This window comes from Bradyrhizobium uaiense, from assembly GCF_010811875.1.
GTDB lineage: Bacteria > Pseudomonadota > Alphaproteobacteria > Rhizobiales > Xanthobacteraceae > Bradyrhizobium > Bradyrhizobium uaiense.
In genome coordinates, this window is record NZ_VKHP01000210.1 from 1 (window position 1) to 16,655 (window position 16,655).

At 60.1% G+C, this 16,655-nt stretch carries 15 protein-coding genes and 4 pseudogenes; 8 read left to right on the top strand and 11 right to left on the bottom strand.

What is annotated here, in order from left to right; genetic code table 11:
- From FNJ47_RS35450 to FNJ47_RS35475, 5 genes and pseudogenes are all read right to left on the bottom strand, one after another.
- Positions 1-1,021 (bottom strand): ATP-grasp domain-containing protein (locus FNJ47_RS35450; protein ID WP_163160543.1); only part of this gene is annotated, 1,021 nt, incomplete at its 3' end.
- Between the two features lie 863 nt (positions 1,022-1,884).
- Positions 1,885-2,160, bottom strand: a pseudogene (locus FNJ47_RS54815) (PhzF family phenazine biosynthesis protein); the annotation flags it as partial.
- Between the two features lie 162 nt (positions 2,161-2,322).
- Positions 2,323-4,959: an AMP-binding protein gene (locus FNJ47_RS35465; RefSeq protein ID WP_236000277.1), complete on the bottom strand. Its 2,637-nt coding sequence runs from the start codon at positions 4,957-4,959 to the stop codon at positions 2,323-2,325.
- Positions 4,960-5,045: 86 nt separating this feature from the next.
- Positions 5,046-6,335, bottom strand: coding sequence for an ATP-grasp domain-containing protein (locus FNJ47_RS35470; RefSeq protein WP_163160544.1), 1,290 nt, complete (start codon positions 6,333-6,335; stop codon positions 5,046-5,048).
- Positions 6,336-6,908: 573 nt separating this feature from the next.
- Complete coding sequence (locus tag FNJ47_RS35475; RefSeq protein WP_236000278.1) at positions 6,909-7,040, bottom strand: YecA family protein; 132 nt, start codon at positions 7,038-7,040, stop codon at positions 6,909-6,911.
- A gap of 122 nt (positions 7,041-7,162) precedes the next feature.
- On the opposite strand from FNJ47_RS35475, the gene tnpB reads away from it, so the two are divergent.
- From tnpB to FNJ47_RS51725, 4 genes are all read left to right on the top strand, one after another.
- Positions 7,163-7,390 carry an IS66 family insertion sequence element accessory protein TnpB gene (tnpB, locus tag FNJ47_RS35480; protein WP_163160545.1) on the top strand — a complete coding sequence of 76 codons (228 nt, stop codon included), beginning with the start codon at positions 7,163-7,165 and terminating at the stop codon, positions 7,388-7,390.
- Between the two features lie 58 nt (positions 7,391-7,448).
- Positions 7,449-7,613, top strand: coding sequence for a hypothetical protein (locus FNJ47_RS51715; protein ID WP_236000279.1), 165 nt, complete (start codon positions 7,449-7,451; stop codon positions 7,611-7,613).
- Positions 7,610-7,783: an IS66 family transposase gene (locus FNJ47_RS51720; protein WP_347341753.1), complete on the top strand. Its 174-nt coding sequence runs from the start codon at positions 7,610-7,612 to the stop codon at positions 7,781-7,783. Before FNJ47_RS51715 ends, FNJ47_RS51720 begins: the two co-directional genes overlap by 4 nt.
- Before the next feature lie 75 nt (positions 7,784-7,858).
- Positions 7,859-8,278 carry an IS66 family transposase gene (locus FNJ47_RS51725; protein ID WP_347341754.1) on the top strand — a complete coding sequence of 140 codons (420 nt, stop codon included), beginning with the start codon at positions 7,859-7,861 and terminating at the stop codon, positions 8,276-8,278.
- A 356-nt stretch (positions 8,279-8,634) separates the two neighbouring features.
- On the opposite strand, the gene FNJ47_RS35490 is transcribed toward FNJ47_RS51725, so the two are convergent.
- Positions 8,635-8,781, bottom strand: coding sequence for a hypothetical protein (locus FNJ47_RS35490; RefSeq protein WP_430649443.1), 147 nt, complete (start codon positions 8,779-8,781; stop codon positions 8,635-8,637).
- Positions 8,782-8,955: 174 nt separating this feature from the next.
- On the opposite strand from FNJ47_RS35490, the pseudogene FNJ47_RS35495 reads away from it, so the two are divergent.
- Positions 8,956-9,160: pseudogene (locus tag FNJ47_RS35495) on the top strand (integrase core domain-containing protein); the annotation flags it as partial.
- A gap of 17 nt (positions 9,161-9,177) precedes the next feature.
- Here the strand turns inward: FNJ47_RS35495 and FNJ47_RS35500 are convergent.
- The 3 genes and pseudogenes from FNJ47_RS35500 to FNJ47_RS35510 form a co-directional block, all read right to left on the bottom strand.
- Positions 9,178-9,669 (bottom strand): annotated as a pseudogene (locus FNJ47_RS35500) (integrase core domain-containing protein); the annotation flags it as partial.
- A 389-nt stretch (positions 9,670-10,058) separates the two neighbouring features.
- Entirely contained in the window at positions 10,059-11,264 is a 1,206-nt protein-coding gene (locus FNJ47_RS35505) for an IS91 family transposase (protein WP_163160546.1), read from the bottom strand.
- 11 nt (positions 11,265-11,275) lie between these two features.
- Positions 11,276-12,160, bottom strand: a complete 885-nt coding sequence (locus FNJ47_RS35510; protein ID WP_163160547.1) for a tyrosine-type recombinase/integrase — start codon at positions 12,158-12,160, stop codon at positions 11,276-11,278.
- 343 nt (positions 12,161-12,503) lie between these two features.
- Here FNJ47_RS35510 and FNJ47_RS35515 point away from each other — a divergent pair, with 343 nt between their 5' ends.
- The 3 genes from FNJ47_RS35515 to FNJ47_RS35525 are packed head-to-tail and all read left to right on the top strand — an operon-like array spanning position 12,504 to position 15,666.
- Entirely contained in the window at positions 12,504-13,742 is a 1,239-nt protein-coding gene (locus tag FNJ47_RS35515; RefSeq protein WP_163160548.1) for a tyrosine-type recombinase/integrase, read from the top strand.
- A complete protein-coding gene (locus FNJ47_RS35520) occupies positions 13,742-14,656 on the top strand; it encodes a tyrosine-type recombinase/integrase (RefSeq protein WP_163160549.1) in 915 nt (304 codons plus the stop codon). The genes FNJ47_RS35515 and FNJ47_RS35520 overlap by 1 nt, the downstream gene beginning before the upstream one ends.
- Entirely contained in the window at positions 14,653-15,666 is a 1,014-nt protein-coding gene (locus tag FNJ47_RS35525; protein ID WP_163160550.1) for a tyrosine-type recombinase/integrase, read from the top strand. Before FNJ47_RS35520 ends, FNJ47_RS35525 begins: the two co-directional genes overlap by 4 nt.
- Here FNJ47_RS35525 and FNJ47_RS35530 read toward each other — a convergent pair.
- Together FNJ47_RS35530 and FNJ47_RS35535 are read right to left on the bottom strand one after the other, a co-directional pair.
- Positions 15,654-16,136, bottom strand: a complete 483-nt coding sequence (locus tag FNJ47_RS35530) for a transposase (protein WP_236000280.1) — start codon at positions 16,134-16,136, stop codon at positions 15,654-15,656. The two genes, FNJ47_RS35525 and FNJ47_RS35530, sit on opposite strands and share 13 nt — an antisense overlap.
- Positions 16,137-16,189: 53 nt before the next feature.
- Positions 16,190-16,655 (bottom strand): annotated as a pseudogene (locus FNJ47_RS35535) (IS3 family transposase); the annotation flags it as partial.

Consider the following 16,655-nt stretch of genomic DNA (forward strand, 5'->3'; position numbering starts at 1 on the left):
CGCCGTCGATCCAATCGAGGGTGCCATCGCGATCGGCATATAAGATCCGCGCAGCTGCGGTCTGCGCATGCTTTCTGCGCAAATCCCATTCCTCTCCGATGACAAGCTTGATGTGCTCGGTAATGAGATCGACACCGTAAGCTAGCTGAACCATTCGAGGACCGAGCGCCCCCCCAAGACGCGGATTGACTTCAATGACGACTGGGCCACGCTTCGTCCACCGGAATTCAATGCATGTTGGCCCCCAGCCAAGGCCGAGAGCTCGCAAACAGCTCAGCGAAACATCGGCGATACGCTTATGATCGTCGTCACTCAGCGGAGCCGGATAGGCCATCTCGCGACAGAGGAAATACGGTGGGGGGCCGAAGTCAGCGGTCCCAAGCACAATGACCTCATTTCCCATTATCTCGGCCGAATAATAGGGGCCGTGTGCGAATTCTTCGACAAGGATTCTCGCCGAAGATCGCCATATGTGCTTTCCGCCCAACAGATACGTCGTATGTTCGGCCAACTCATCGACGCTGCGGCACAATCGGACGCCGTAGCTGCCGTTGCCTACTGCTGGCTTAACAATCACCGGCAACCCGATCTCGGCGGCAAAGCTTTCTACCTCCGTCGCATCCAATGCCAAACGATAGGCCGGTATGGGAACGCCAGCCTCCGCGAGCAGCTGACGTTGAGTGAATTTGTCACAGCACCGTTCAACGGATGCGGGGTTCGGTCCTGGTAGATCGAAATGCCGACAGAGCTTGCCAACTGTCGCATAGACCGCTTCCCTGGCGCTCGTAATGCCAGCAATGTCATAGGTCACACGTAGCCGGGAGCATTCGCCGATCAGTCCATCGAGATTGTTTGTATCGACACGAATTGCCTCCATTCCTTCCGCCGCGAGATAGTCGTACTGAGTTGGATCAGCGGACAGGGTGATTGGATGAAGGCCAAGACGCTGGGCGGCTTGGACGTATTGCAGACCAGTACCGTGTGTATTGCCTTCAACCAGGATGAGCGCTCTTCTTGTCATGGGATGTTGACCTTCTGTTGCCTACCCTGCGGCGATCTGAGCGTAAATCGGCATTAGCTCTTTTGCCGTACCCGACCTCAAACTCGCGGTGAGGCTGCCATCAAATTTGCTGGGGCCTGCAGCGTCTACTGGATCGCTCGAGCAAGTTCCTGGAGACGCTCTAGGCTAGAGAATGCGAGACCGCGGTGGTCGTAACGGATACTATACAATTGGCGTGCCACCGAAAGAGTTGTGCGAGCGAGAGGTACAAACCATGTGTTTCGCACCGCGCCGGTGAATACTTGCGCCTCAGCGGGTCGGGTTCCGAACATAGACGTCTTCAACCGGACACAGCTGAACACCGACAACGACGACCGCCCGCCAGAGATCGTAAATGCGGGGGGCCTGCAGCCGATGTCGCTCGCCGTGCTGGCGTTCTGCCACCGCCGACCAACTGGCGAGTGCGGTGTCGCATGCCCTTGGCCACGCCCAAGGCATGCGCAAAGGTCGCGGATATTATCCGCGAGTCCTTCTTCGTACTTCGCCACCGTCACCCCATCGCCCCCAGCGCTAGCCTGCCACTTTTGTCGTCGAAACGCCCGAAGCAGAGCGTCTTCGTCGACATGGTGCAGCAGGGCCGTGAACCGAGTTTGGGCAGCCTGCTTGGCCGCCGCGTTCACCCGCGCGAGATTCGGAGGCAATGTAATCCGGCTCTGTGTCCGGACCTCGCGCAGGCTCCCCTCGGCTGGTCCCTTCCCTCCACGTGTCTCCCCTAACCGGGGCACCCATGCATCGTTGGACATGGGCATGTTCCATCGGATCTGCCGGAGTCGTATGGATGTCCGGAGGCGCGACTTGTATAGCGGTCGCCTTGCAGCCAAGCGTCAAGAAGCCCGCTCCTGGAGTGATAGGAGATTCGATCCAACCGATCGCGGCCGGCATGAACAAGCCAGTATGTCGCCGCAAATTCCAGGTCCACAGAGGTCCCGTTCGGCGTTTTGCGTCAACCAGAGAATTTCAAAATGGTCTGTCTCTTCCAAGGGGCGAAGAAACACAGTCACGGGCTGGCGAAACAGTCGCGCCAGCCGCTGGCACTGGGCCGTCGCCGGATATCCATCGTAGAGCACCACTGCTGTCGGACTGCCGGCGAAGCGGCCATCAGCAAACGCATAAACTACTGAGGGTCAATCGCGACCCGATCGCCTCGCATTTCCTCACTTGAGCTAGTCGGCAGAATGAAACCTTCGTTCCGGCTATCATACCTCAACTTCTAAGCCTTTAGGCGCGACAATGTCGCGTTTCGTCCAAGCTAGCGGTTGGTGTTAACTCGGATATGCACGCTGCGCCTCGGCTCTTGCTCTCTCATGTAAGAACCCATATGGTTCAATCCGCATGACGGGAACGAGCTTGGACTCCATCTCTCTTGCGTTCACCAATCTCGCGTGGGTTCCAGCTATTGCGAACTCTCGCAGCACATCTTTCATTTCGCGAACGTCACGATCAGTGTCGTGCGCGAGGAACGAATATTCGGGTCGGCCCTTAATGTCGCGAGTATAAACCGACGTCGAGACTTCCGTCGGGCCTCCTCCGAAGTCGGCAAGCCCCCTCAAGTTCGTTGTCTTGCTGTAAGGCACATCCGCTAAGAGTTCGCACCTATGCCCATGGGTAAAACTTGATGTGCCTAAGCCGATTATCAAGCCATCGGAGCGGCTTATCTCGCCAAATATTGAGTCGTCACCGAACGGACTGCATTTCCACCAGTCCGTCTCGCACAACTCTTCAGTTCTCGGTCCGGTCACGACCATCGAATAAGCGGGATGTTTAGTGCGCCCAGAGGGAAGATATCGCATCACGAGATCGGCCAACACGCCTGTCTCGGACTTGGTCTTCGTCCAATGAAAGCATCGCGTGGCGCAGTAGCTCAACGTGAACGCTGGCAGAATAACCGTGGACGAAGCCGAGACGCGCTCTAATGCTTCTAGAAGAATGGACGCCACCTCATTCGCCCTCACGTTCTTCAATGCTATAAGCGATGAATGCAAGACAATCGTGCTGGGAGCCCGTGCATCAATGTGTTCGACAATTTGCGCGAGCTCGTCCCTGAATCCGGCAGCTTCTCCGCAGTTGCCTATTGCAACCGCTTGAAATCCGCTGCGATCGACCGGTCGAATTCGCTTTGCCCACTCCTCAAGCGACAGATTTTGCTCTCGATAAACGTCATCCCCAAACATCAAGCCGCTTTCCGCCAACCTGAGCTGTATTTCGAGGAAATTCAGCGAATCAATATCGTACTCCCGAGCTGTCCTACTGGGTAACACCAATCTTTCCTTGACGGCGTATACCGCCTCCAGAAGATGATCCAACGGCGATCTCGGTGGATGTTCGGCCTGGGCTGCGGCACGCCGCATATTCGCCCTGAGCGCCTGCTTCGCTGACCCCTCAAGCGCGCGCTGATCGAGTTTTCCATTGGGAGTGAAAGGAAGCTCGATAAGAGGCACAACGAGCCTCGGAACACGATCCTTCGGCAACGCATCCGATAGCCGCCGGTGAACTTCATCCACGTCGGCACTCGCGGGCGTCACCATGCAGACAAGCTCCTGGCTCGCGTCGTCGTCTCCGTCTACCACGACCACTGCTGAATCAGTACATAGGCCCGTCTTATCGATCACGCTGGTAATTTCCCCCTTCTCCAATCGGGTTCCTCGATACTTGATCTGATCATCTCTCCTTCCGATAAACAGCAATCCCTGCTCTTCCGATGCCACAACATAATCACCCGTGCGGTACAGCACTTGCTCGCCGTTGGCCGTCATGAATGGCACGAAGCACAGTTTCGATTGGACTTCGTCAGCCACGTAGCGTTGGGACGTCTGCACGCCTCCCACCCAGAGTTCGCCCTCGACTCCAAGCCCAACGTTGGACTGGTTTTCGTCAAGGACATAGAAATCGACATTGTACGCTGGCTTTCCGATGAACATCGGGAGGTCTGCCTCACCGCGGGAGCAATAGTGGTAACTAACGGCAACACAGCATTCGGTTGGGCCGTAGCTGTTTACTAGCGCCGCGTTGGGAAGAACCGAGTAGAATCGTCGCCTAATTGAATTTGGTAGGGATTCGCCATTGCAGACTACATATTTGAGATCTGTAAACCGTGCCGCCATGTGGGGGAGACGTTCGAGACTTCCAAGGAAACGTCGCAGCAGCGTTGGAACCATCTGAATGACGTTCGTGCCGCTTTGAATCAGGAACTCGATTGTTTGAATGATTTGTGTTTGCAGTTGCGTGCTGGGCAAGACAATTGTCCCGCCGGTCGCAAACGGCACTAGGAACTCGGGAATCGAGACATCGAATGCTGGCCGCGTAAGCTGCGAAATGCTGGCGCCCTCCGAGAAATCAATCATATCAATATACCAGTCGACCAAATTCAGAAGAGCAGCCCGAGAGACAGGTACCCCTTTCGGGACTCCCGTGCTTCCAGAGGTGTGCATGACGTACGCGATGTTTGGAAATGCTGAGTTGCCGCCATCGTGCCCGGAAATACACTCGACGCGCATTGAACCGCCTGCGTCCAAACTAACAATAGCGCGGGCGCTCGTGTTGCGGAGTATGTGGTCCAATCGTTGGTCGGACTCCGCTTGATCAACAGGCACGAAGGCAACGCCCAGCATTTGGGTGGCGAGAACAGCCGTAACCAATTCAACTGATCGCGGAAGTTTGAAAATGACCGCGTCACCAGGACGGACGCCAACGGCCTCTAAGCCCTCCATAAGGCTGAACGCGGACGTCCCCAGCGTCCGGTAGCTTACGTCGCCACTCTCGCTCGTACGCACAGCGGTGTTCGAGGGAAACTTTTCCAAAGTCTCGCTGATAACATCGGCTATCTTATCGTGGCCAAAACGCACGGGTCGGCGCCCACCGGAAACTGTCGGTATCAAAGCCTGCATCATAGATGTTTTCATCGGTTCCTGCTCCGCAAAGTGGCCAGCTCATTCGTGCCCGTTCATGGCTCTGTCGTGCTCTCAATTGCACCAACCTTTGGCGACGATCACCTTTTACCTGGCGCCACCTGGTCTGGTTCGGGGAGGTGAGGGACCGCTGATTGTTCCTGTTCGCCAATGGTCGGGAATGGTGTGATCGACCACTCGATTAGGTCGACGGCGCGCTGAAGTATCGCCTCGGTCCGAGCCTGGGTGGGGGAAGAGGCGATGATATGGCCGATTGTGTCTCGATCATCGCCATTCCTGACGATCGGCATCTTCGGCTCAACATAGAATTTGACCTCGGCGACCCCTGGTACGGCGGCCGCTCGACTGTCGCCATCGATCCAATCGAGGGTGCCATCGCGATCGGCATATAAGGTCCGCGCAGCTGCGGTCTGCGCATGCTTTCTGCGCAAATCCCATTCCTCGCCGATGACAAGCTTGATGTGCTCGGTGATGAGATCGACACCGTAAGCTAGCTGAACAAGTTGACGATGGCTTCCCCCAGCAAGCCGCGGATTGACTTCAATGACGACTGGGCCACGCTTCGTCCACCGGAATTCAATGTTCGTCGGCCCCCAGCCAAGGCCGAGAGCTCGCAAACAGCTCAGCGAAACATCGACGATACGCTTATGATCGTCATCACTCAGTGGGGCCGGAAAGGTCGTCTCGCTAAAGACGAAATGTGGTAGGGGGCCGAAGTCAGCGGCGGCAATCCCAATGACCTCATTTCCCATTATGTCGGCGCAATAATAGGGGCCGTGTGCGAATTCTTCGACAAGGATTCTCGCCGAAGATCGCCATATGTGCTTTCCGCCCAACAGATACGTCGTATGTTCGGCCAACTCATCGACGCTGCGGCACAATCGGACGCCGTAGCTGCCGTTGCCTACTGCTGGCTTAACAATCACCGGCAACCCGATCTCGGCGGCAAAGCTTTCTACCTCCGTCGCATCCAATGCCAAACGATAGGCCGGTATGGGAACGCCAGCCTCCGCGAGCAGCTGACGTTGAGTGAATTTGTCACAGCACCGTTCAACGGATGCGGGGTTCGGTCCTGGTAGATCGAAATGCCGACAGAGCTTGCCAACTGTCGCATAGACCGCTTCCCTGGCGCTCGTAATGCCAGCAATGTCATAGGTCACACGTAGCCGGGAGCATTCGCCGATCAGTCCATCGAGATTGTTTGTATCGACACGAATTGCCTCCATTCCTTCCGCCGCGAGATAGTCGTACTGAGTTGGATCAGCGGACAGGGTGATTGGATGAAGGCCAAGACGCTGGGCGGCTTGGACGTATTGCAGACCAGTACCGTGTGTATTGCCTTCAACCAGGATGAGCGCTCTTCTTGTCATGGGATGTTGACCTTCTGTTGCCTACCCTGCGGCGATCTGAGCGTAAATCGGCATTAGCTCTTTTGCCGTACCCGACCTCAAACTCGCGGTGAGGCTGCCATCAAATTTGCTGGGGCCTGCAGCGTCTACTGGATCGCTCGAGCAAGTTCCTGGAGACGCTCTAGGCTAGAGAATGCGAGACCGCGGTGGTCGTAACGGATACTATACAATTGGCGTGCCACCGAAAGAGTTGTGCGAGCGAGAGGTACAAACCATGTGTTTCGCACCGCGCCGGTGAATACTTGCGCCTCAGCGGGTCGGGTTCCGAACATAGACGTCTTCAACCGGACACAATATGTATGTCGCCATGAACAGAGTGGATCGCAACGAGACCGTGGATGTTGTCTGCGCATTGCGAGCTCGGGCCCGGCGCTGCCATTGGTGCGACGATGTCAAGGCACAGATCGTGACGGAATCGGCGCTAACCTTGACAGTGATCCATGCGTCACCGCCTAGGACGCGCGTCTCTTTCTGGAGAAGGCTATGGTCGGAGTAGAAATTGTAGGTAATTGAAAGCCGCTAAATGCTCAATCGTCACTCCGTCGACACCGGCTGCGCCACCATTGGATCGCACCTGGTGTCGATGGCGAGCAGCGGACAGATCCAGTCGGGCGGACTCATCGACACTGGCCCGACCACGATCGCGGCGACATAGCCGTCGAGCATGCAAGCTTGGCGGGATGATCGAGATCAAGGTGGGAGAGGCACGCATCCGGGTCGAGCCCGGAGTGGAGCTGGCGACGTTAAGTCGGTGCACACGCTGTCGGCGCTGGTGAGCGAAGCGCTGCGTGCGAACCGCGTATTGCGGCGACGTCTTTGTGTTCCGCAGCAAGCGCATGGACAGAGTGAAGCTTCTGGCGTGGGACGGCAGCGGCATGGTGCTGGTAACGAAGTGGTTGCACCAGGGCCGCTTCACCTGGCCACCGATCCGCGACGGCGTGGTGCATCTAAGTACGACGCAGCTCGCAATGCTGCTTGGCGGGTTGGAGTGGACGGTGTCTCGCCTAAGCCTGTGAAGCAACCGGTCGTTGTTGGCTGAGAGGTGAGGACTTCGCTAGAGCATGGAGCGCGCGCATGTATCGTTCGATCATGGCGGTTCGTCCCGACGCTCTCCCGGCCTCTCCGGCGTCTCTGACGGAGATGGTGCTCGCGCTTGACGCCGAGAACGAGAAGCTGCGCGTGGCGATGCAGACGCTCAAGGAGATAATTTTCGGGAAGCGCTCGGAGCGGCTGCGGTGATTGTCGCTGCCCAACTGGCGCTCGAGCTGGGCGATCTCGAGACCGACGCCACCACGCTACCTGCGCCGACCAACGACGATACGCCCGCGGCGAAGCCGTCCGACAAGCTGCGCAAGAAGGCGCGCCGCAACATCGGTGCGCTGCCCAAGCACCTACCGCGCTGCGAGTAGGTGCTGGAGCCGGCGGCGACGGCGTGCCCGTGCTGTCAATGTCAGCTTCACAAGATCGGCGAGGACGTTAGCGAGGTGTTGGACGTGATCCCGGCGATCCTGCGGGGGCTGACGATCCGTCCCCAGTACGCCTGTCGCAGCTGCACCGATGGTGTGGTCCAGGCGAAGGTGTTGCTGCGTTTGGTTGAGGGCGGAATGGTATCGACGGCACTCGTGGCTCAAATCGTGGTCTCGAAGTTCGCCTGGTATCTGCCGCTGTACCGCCAAGTGCAGATCCTGGCTGGCCAGGGCATCCATCTCGACCGCGCGACGCTCGCCGGCTGGGTGAAGCGTGCGGCATGGTGGCTCAAAAGTCTTTATGAGCTGCAGCTGCGGACGATCCAGGCCGCGCCGCGCCTGTTCTGCGATGAGACGCCGATGCCGGTGCTCGATCCCGGGCGACATCGCACCTGTATCTGCCAGTTCTGGGCGCATGCGATGGATGATCGCCCATAAGCGGCCCATCGCCGCCGGCGGTCGCCTATGTGTTTGCCGATGGCCCCCGGCACCGAGGAGATCGCCGGGCATTAACCGGCTTTTCCGGCATCCGCCATGCGGCTGAGACGATCGGCATGGGCCCCGCTGCTCGACATCTGCAACATAGACCACGGCTTGCTCCTGCCCATCCTGCTGCATTGCGTCGAAAATCAAGGGCGCCCTTGGACCGCCAAGGCCAGGCCGCGAGACCGAGGAATTCCTGCGCAACGCCCATACCGACATTCCGGACGTCATCGAGGCCATGCGCCAGTACTGGATGCCGACCCGCTACGCTCGCGCGCGCTAATCACTGCAGACGTGGGAACTCATACCGGTTACGCTACATAGGAGATGTTCACGCCTTCCTCAAAGCTCTCCGCCACGATCCGGGCCTTCTCGCCCGTCCATCGTCGTCGCCGACGTTCCCCGGTAATCACCTCGACGCGACGATAGGAATCGTCTTCCTGCCTGGCATCAAGCATGGCACCACCTCCACTGATCCGCTCATGCCAGGCTGTATCGCGCGCTAACCGGGGGATAGCTAGGTGGGGCCTCACGCCGGTTACCGTCAGCTCGCACTCCACAAGGTGGGGTCAGAGCGTCGCTTACCGTGGACGGCCCGATGGTAAGATACGTGACACATAATGTTCGATATGCGCTGCCAAGAGAATGGCGTCAAACATCGGCTGACTAAGATTAAGCATCCCTGGAACAATGGCCAGGTCGAACCGCACGATCAAGGAAGCGACCGTCAAACGCTACCATTACGATCGACACGATCAGCTCGAAGCACATCTTGCCGACTTCATTAATGCCTACCACTACGGTCGGCGGCTGAAGACCCTGAAGGGCCTCACGCCTGACCTGCCACTGCATTTTCATCCAGCGGCAGTTAGAGTCTCGGGGTTTTGTACGCCAAGTGGCGCGGGTGGAGCAACGGACGATCGGCGGAGCTGGTCGGGGTTGCGCAGCCGATCGTCCGTTGCGGTGAGGTGGGCGGCGTAGGCCGCGGGGGGCAGGTATTTCAGCGACGAGCGGGGACGCTGGAGATTGTAGTCGGCGACCCAATTGGCGATCTTGGCGCGGGCGTCATCGAGATCAAAGAACTGGGTCTCGTTGAGTAGCTCATCGCGCATCCGGCCATTGAAACTCTCGACGAAGCCGTTCTGCATCGGCTTTCCCGGTGCGATGAAGTGCCAATCGATGGCTGCGTCCTTGCACCAAGCGAGCATGGCGTCCGTGGTCGACGATGTTGAGGATGCGGAAGCGTCGGCCATTGGCGAACTGGTCGTGGACGAAGTCCAGCGACAGCGCGCGTTGGGCCTCGCCTCGACCAGGATCGGGGCACGGATCCCCACGGCCTTGCAGCGCAACAAGGCCATCGATACCCTTGCGGTTATGTGGTGCTCCACAATAGAGAGCGTTTTTAGATTGGCGGCGCGGACAAAGGTTGCAGAGTGCACAGTCGTGATTGCGCCGGTAAGCTAAAAACGTGTTGGACGAAGCCGCCTGGCGCGATACTGCCGCTATGGAAATTGGATGCTGCATCCCCGCGGATGGTGCCGTCCGTGGGGCCTCGGGACGTGCCCGCTGCGGCCTTCATGGCGAAAAATGCTGTGGCGAATATCTCGTCGCGGAGGGAAAGATTGGCGAAGCCAACGCCTGGCCGGCTCGATGTCTACGGCGTGACAATAGAATGCCTGCTGCCTGCGTTGGCAGACGGAAAGGACGATGATTGCTGGTTGGAAAAGCCCGATCATCATGATGTGTCCAGAACAATTGGGTCTTGTGACGCAACGGGCGCGAGCACTTCGATGCACACCATCTGTCCCTGGTGGCAAAAGGGACATTGCCGCAGGGAAACGCCGGTCAGCTCTTCAACCTTGTCGCGATAGTCGCGCCGCTCCTTCGGCTCCACCGGCGTATCAGACTGCTGCATTCCGAGCAGTTCACGGCAGCGGGCGAGCTTCTGCTTGCGGTAGCGGTTGCCCAGTAATCCGTAATAGCGGATACGCTGAAATCCCTCGGGCAGGACATGGACGAGGAAACGTCGGATGAACTCCCCGGCGGCGAGCGTCATTACCTTTTGCCGGTTCGCGTCGCGATAGTCCTTCCACCGGAAGCGGACCTTGCCATCCTCGATATTGACGATGCGGCTGTTGGCGATTGCCACCCGGTGTGTGTAGCGCCCGACATATTCCAGAACCCGTTCAGCGCCTGCGAAGGGTGGCTTGGCATAGACCACCCAGTTGAGCTGGCGGGTGGGATCCAGATAGTACCGGAATGCGACGGGATCGCGCAGCCGTTCCAATGACGAAAAGAAGCGCAACCCGCCGGCATCGAATGCCTTTTGCAGACCTTCGAGAAACAGCCGCCGAAACAGTCGGGAGAGCACGGCGACTGGTAGGAAGAAGCCCGGACGACACGCGACCCAGCGGCTCTCGTCCGGCGACAGCCCGCCGCCGGGCACGACGCAGTGCAGATGGGGATGATGGCTGAGATTCTGCCCCCAAGTGTGAAGCACCGCGAAAAACCCGATCTCCGCACCGAGATGCTTCCGATCGGCAGCGATGGTCCGCAACGTCTCGGCGGCGGCGTGAAACAGGATCTTGTAGACCGTGCTGGCGTTCTGGAAGGCAATCGCGGCGATCTCGTCGGGAACGGTGAAGACGACATGGAAATATTGCGTGTCGAGAAGCTCCGCCCGCCGAGCCTCGATCCATTCCGCCCGGGCGAGCGACTGGCACTTGGGGCAGCTACGCGAACGGCAGCTATTATAAGCGATCCGTTGTTCGCCACAGCGATCGCACTGTTCGACATGGCCTCCGAGCGCCGACGTTCGGCAGCGCTCGATGGCCATCATTGCGGCGCGTCGTTCGGTCGATAGCGAGGCCCAGTGCTGCTCTCGCCAGGCAGCACCGTAGCGACGGAATATATCCGCCACCTCCGGACCTGACCGGCCCATGAGGCTGGCCGTCAGAAATGTTGGGGCGCTGGCGGCGAGGAGGCCTTGGGGATCGGACGCGGCAGCAGTTCAAGCGGGCTCGTCGCCGCGCAGACCTTGTTGGTAGCGATCCGCAGATATTGAGCGGTCGTCGACAGGCTGCGATGGCCGAGCAGGAGCTGGATGGTGCGGAGATCGGTTCCGGCTTCGAGCAGGTGCACCGCAAATGCGTGCCGGAGTGAATGAGGCGTCACCGGCTTGGTGAGTTCAGATCGCCGGTGTGCCTTGCGGCAGGTGGCATCCACGGCGCTTGTCGATATCGGTTCTCCGGCAACGGCGCCGGGAAACATCCATGCCCCGGTGGGGCGCACGGCGCGCCAATAGCCCGTCAGCACCTCCAGCAACTTGGCCGAGAGCATGACGTAGCGGTCTTTCTGTCCCTTGCCCTGCTCGACGCGCAGCACCATGCGCTGGCGATCGATGGCTTCAGGCTTCAGGCGGGTCGCCTCGGAAATGCGTAGGCCGGCGGCATAGCATGTCGTCAGGATCGCCTGGTGTTTGAAGCTCTCGATGCAGCCAAGGAAGTGCAGCACCTCCTCGGGGCTGAGAATGACGGCCAGTGTCTTTGGCGCCTTTGGGCACGGAATGATCTGGTCGAAATCCCAATCGAGGCCGAGCGTGACGCGGTAGAGGAATCGAAGCGCTGCGACGGTCACGTGCACCGAACGTGGCGCCAGCTTCTTCTCGTTCGTCAAATAGACCTGGTAGGCGCGGATATCCTCCGGGCCGAGCAAAGCCGGCGATTTAGCGAAATGCCGAGCGAACTGGGAAACTTGCAGCAAATAAGAATCTTGCGTGTGTCGCGACAGGTTGCGGACCTGCATGTCTTCCGTCATGCGTAACCGAAGCGAGGTCATAGCGAACTCCTTGGCAAGAGGGACGCTGCCCGCGAGGCAGCAACACCATCTTGCCAGCAAGCTCTTCCGGAATGGGGTGGATTACGTCGCCGTGCGGGTGGTGCTGGGGTCAGAGCCACTGGCCGGCTTCAAGGGGAATACACCGCGCTCAACGCGGATACTCTCCCGCGGAGCGGGTTCGTCCAAGCGGAATTATGTGGAGCCCACGATTATGCGGAGTGCGCGGCCGGTCGATCCGAGACCTACTCCGTTATCAACAGTTTAGTTCCTGGTGCCCTCTTCCTCGCTCCGCATAATCTGAGGCCTCCCTTCGTGTCTTGATGTCAACGAAAGGGAGACAAGGATGGTCGAGTCGAGAGAGAATCGCTGCCACGGCCGTCGCCCCATGGAGGCAGGCGATCTCGCCCCGGTGGTGACGGAGTTTGCACGACATCTGACGGTGTTGGGGCATTCGAACTTGACGGTGAGCGGTTATGACGCCGCAGCCCGTCACCTCGCGGAATGGCTGACGCTTGCCAAGGTCGCAGTCGCTGACATCGATGATGGCGTCACCGATCGGTTCGCTCGGCATCGCTGTCGATGCCCCGGCATCCGTCGCGAGAAGGGCGTGTCCGAGAAGTACGTGAGACGGGTCCGCCGGTTCGTCGAGTTTCTCCGTGAGCGCGGAATTGTTCCGCGCAAGCCGAAGCTCGCATTGCCGACGCTCGACCGGCGGGTGGTCGAGTTCCAGGACTGGCTGTGGCAGCATCGCGGTATCACAGAGCTGACAATAGGTCGACATGGTCGCATGGTCATGCGGCTGCTCCCGGCGCTTGGCAGCAAGCCGCCAAGCTGGAATGCCCAACTCATTCGCGACGTGATCCTTGCGGAAACGAAGCGGGTATCTCTGGCCTCCGTGAAGACGATGGCGATGGCGCTCAGAGGATATCTGCGGTTCCTCGGCGCTCGGGGGTTGTGCCGAGCGGGACTGGATCAGGCCGTGCCAATCATTCCGCAGTGGCGACTGTCGTCGCTGCCGCGATACATCGGCTCGTCAGATGTCGAGACGTTAATTGCAACGTGCGATCAGACCACGGCGACTGGCGTGCGTGATCGGGCGATCCTGCTACTATTGGCGCGACTAGGTCTGCGGGCCGGCGACATTCTTTCTCTTCGTCTCACCGATATTGATTGGCAACACGCGACGCTGTCGGTTCATGGCAAGGGGCGCCGGGAAACAAGATTGCCATTGCCGCAGGACGCCGGTGATGCGGTGCTCGCTTATCTCGATCAAGCCCGGCCGCACGTCGTCGATGGTCGAATCTTCTTCATGTCGAATGCACCAATCCGGCCACTGACAAGATCGAGCGCAGTCTCTGACGTTGTGCGTTGTGCAATACGAAAGGCCGGCATCACCGTTCCGTCGAATGGGGCCAACCTGCTTCGACACTCGGCCGCGACGGCCATGCTGCGAGGCGGCGCGACGCTCGACACGGTTGGTGCCGTGCTGCGCCACCGCTCGCCGGACATGACCGCGCACTATGCCAAAGTCGACGTAACGATGCTGCTGCAGATCGCGCAGCCCTGGCCAGGAGAGGCGTAATGCTGAATCAACATCTTGCCAAATATCTGGACCAGCAGCAGTCGCTGGGGTTCAAGTTCCGCGTCCAGCAAATCCTGCTCAGGGGCTACGTCGGCTTCGCCGAAGAGCGCGGCGACCGGCACATCAGAAGTGCCCGGGTCCTGGCATGGGCCGCACGTGCGCCGTCACCGGAGCAGCGCCGCAATCGGTTGCTTACCGTGCGGCGGTTCGCGCTGGCGATGCACGCCGAGGATCCGCGTCATCAGGTTCCGGCGGCGGATGCACTCGGCCACGCCGTCGTCAAGCGGCGACCGCCGTATATCTATAGTGCGGACGAGATCGCTCGATTGCTTCGCGCTGCGGCGGCCCTCCGGCCGGAGGGCTCGATCAGACCGACCATGTATGCAACCCTCTTTGGCCTGCTCACCGCTACCGGCATGCGGATCGCAGAAGCATTGGCGCTGCAGATCGACGATGTGACTGCCGACGGGCTCGTCGTCCGGCAGACCAAGTTCCAGAAGAGCCGGCTGTTGCCGCTTCACGCAACAGCTCGGCTGGCGCTCGACAGATATCTGGTCGCCCGGCGGTCGCTGACCACCACAGATCGCGCTCTCTTCGTATCGGTTGCCGGGCAGTCGCTGCCCTACAACACCGTGCGACGCATCTTCCTGCAGCTCCTCGATAGAACCGATCTCAGGGGCGCGTACTCGGGGCGAGATCCGCGCATCCACGATCTGCGCCACACCTTTGCGGTCCGCTCGCTGGAGCAGTGCAGCCACGATCGTGCTGCGGTCGCCCGCCATATCGTGGCGCTCAGCACCTACCTCGGCCACGTCCACGTGACCGACACCTATTGGTACTTGCAGGCGACACCGGTCCTGATGGGCCATATCGCCGAGGCCGGCGAGGCATTGCTCATTGGAGGCGCCGCATGACCGCGCTCGCCCCCTATCTGAGCAGCTTCCTGCGCGAGCACCTGCCTAAGGAACGCCGGGCGAGCCAACATACCTGCGAGGCGTATGCCCAGAGCTTCCAGCTGTTGCTCCAATTTGCCGCCGGCCGGCTCAAGCTCAAGCCATCGAAGATCGAGATCGAACGGCTCGACGCGCCGCTGATCTTGGCGTTCCTAGAGCATCTAGAGAAGCAGCGCGGCAACTCGGCGCGAACCCGCAATGCTCGGCTCGCTGCGATAAACTCGTTCTTCCGTTATCTGGAATACAGGGTGCCATCCAGCCTCGACCAATCACGTCGGATCCATGCGATCCCGATGAAAAAGACCGATCAGGCGCTCGTCGGCTATCTCACCCGTGACGAGCTGCAGGCTCTGTTGAACGCACCAGACGTGAGCACCCCGTCCGGCATCCGTGATCGAGCCATGCTGCATTTGGCCTTCGCCGCAGGCATGCGCGTGTCGGAGTTGGTCGCTCTCCAGCTCGATCAGATCGACCGCCAGACCATGTCCAGCGTGCACATCATGGGCAAGGGCCGACGTGAACGTGTCTTGCCGCTCTGGAAGGAGACGGCCGCAGCTGTGAAGGCTTGGCTTAAGGTGCGCCCAGTCAGCGGCGCTCCTGAGTTGTTCTGCAACGCCCGTGCTCAGGCGATGACCCGCTCAGGCTTTGAATACATCCTGAGCAAGCATGTCGCCACCGCCGCTTGCAGAGCACCGTCGATCGCCGACAAAGGCGTCAGTCCGCACGTACTGCGCCATACCTGCGCCATGCATACGCTTCAGGCGACCCGGGACGTCCGGAAAGTCTCGCTATGGCTCGGACACGCCAGCCTGCAAAGCACCGAGGTCTACCTTCGCGCCGATCCGACGGAGAAGCTCGAAGCGCTCGCCGCCATGACGCCGCCGATGCTGTCGCCCGGCCGCTTCCGGGCGCCCGACAAGCTACTGGCCATGCTGAGCGCGGCCGGACGCAAGCCGAATTATGCGGAGTGAAACATACGAGAAAACCGCGGCGGGCAGCAACTTCCCGCCGCGCACTCCACATAATAGTGGGCTCCACATAATTGCGGAAGTCGACTGGATGGCTGGCGAGGAACGCCTTCACACCAGAGGGGATCATGCCGAACGACCGCCCGGAGCACCCGCTGCAAGTGCGCCTCGTCGACATCCGCGCCGACGCGCACGATGACCTCGCCAATGGCAATCTCGATCACCGCGCCCGCCACCGACGCCACCACACCCTCGCAACTCGAGTGCCGCGAGCGATGACGCCGCTCGGCCCGCGCGTCACGTCGCCAGGCGAACAGCTGCGACGGGTGAATGCCGATCCGGCGGGCGATCGCCGAGACGCTCGCGCCGGGCTCCAGTGCCTCTGTCACAACTTGCGCCTTCAACTCGTCCGACCAGCGTCGGCGAAGCTGCCGCGGTGCCCCCTCAAGGCGGTCGGCGACCGCTTCGATCATATGGAAGGTTCTAGTTCCAGAACTAGGCGCAGACATAGAAGCTCACATCGGCTCACAAACTCAGCAGCCGATAGCCGATCGCTCATCCCCTCCGCTAGACGGGGTCTCCTTGCCGCTTACGGCCTTGCGGCGAGCCCGCCGCTTGCGGACGGTGAGCCCTTCCTCGCGATAAAGCCGGTAGATCCGGTTGATCCCCGATGGCTCGCCCTCCCGCCGCAGCAGGACGAACAACCGGCGATAGCCGAAACGCCGCCGCTCGTTGGCGAGATCGCGCAATCGGCCACGCAGAACTGCGTCCGGCGGGCGGCTGGAGCGATAGCGGATCATCTTCCGATCCGCCTCCACGATCGAGCAGGCCCGCCGTTCCGACAGGCTCATGACGGCCTGCAGATGCGCGACCGCAGCGCGCTTGGCGGCGGGCCCTAGCATTTTTTTGAAAGGAGCTCGCGAAGTGCGGCCGCATCGAGCATCTGCTCGGCCAGAAGCTTCTTCAGCTTCGCGTTCTCCTCTTCCAAGGCC

Bases quoted from the DNA above. Each gene is read 5' to 3' on its own strand.
- FNJ47_RS35490 (WP_430649443.1), bottom strand. From the start codon at position 8,781: ATGCTTGATGCCAGGCAGGAAGACGATTCCTATCGTCGCGTCGAGGTG.
- FNJ47_RS35525 (WP_163160550.1), top strand. From the start codon at position 14,653: ATGACCGCGCTCGCCCCCTATCTGAGCAGCTTCCTGCGCGAGCACCTG.
- FNJ47_RS35515 (WP_163160548.1), top strand. From the start codon at position 12,504: ATGGTCGAGTCGAGAGAGAATCGCTGCCACGGCCGTCGCCCCATGGAG.
- FNJ47_RS35530 (WP_236000280.1), bottom strand. From the start codon at position 16,136: ATGATCGAAGCGGTCGCCGACCGCCTTGAGGGGGCACCGCGGCAGCTT.
- FNJ47_RS51715 (WP_236000279.1), top strand. From the start codon at position 7,449: ATGTATCGTTCGATCATGGCGGTTCGTCCCGACGCTCTCCCGGCCTCT.
- FNJ47_RS35505 (WP_163160546.1), bottom strand. From the start codon at position 11,264: ATGGGCCGGTCAGGTCCGGAGGTGGCGGATATATTCCGTCGCTACGGT.
- FNJ47_RS35475 (WP_236000278.1), bottom strand. From the start codon at position 7,040: ATGCTCGACGGCTATGTCGCCGCGATCGTGGTCGGGCCAGTGTCGATG.
- FNJ47_RS35470 (WP_163160544.1), bottom strand. From the start codon at position 6,335: ATGACAAGAAGAGCGCTCATCCTGGTTGAAGGCAATACACACGGTACT.
- FNJ47_RS35520 (WP_163160549.1), top strand. From the start codon at position 13,742: ATGCTGAATCAACATCTTGCCAAATATCTGGACCAGCAGCAGTCGCTG.
- FNJ47_RS35465 (WP_236000277.1), bottom strand. From the start codon at position 4,959: ATGAAAACATCTATGATGCAGGCTTTGATACCGACAGTTTCCGGTGGG.
- FNJ47_RS35510 (WP_163160547.1), bottom strand. From the start codon at position 12,160: ATGACCTCGCTTCGGTTACGCATGACGGAAGACATGCAGGTCCGCAAC.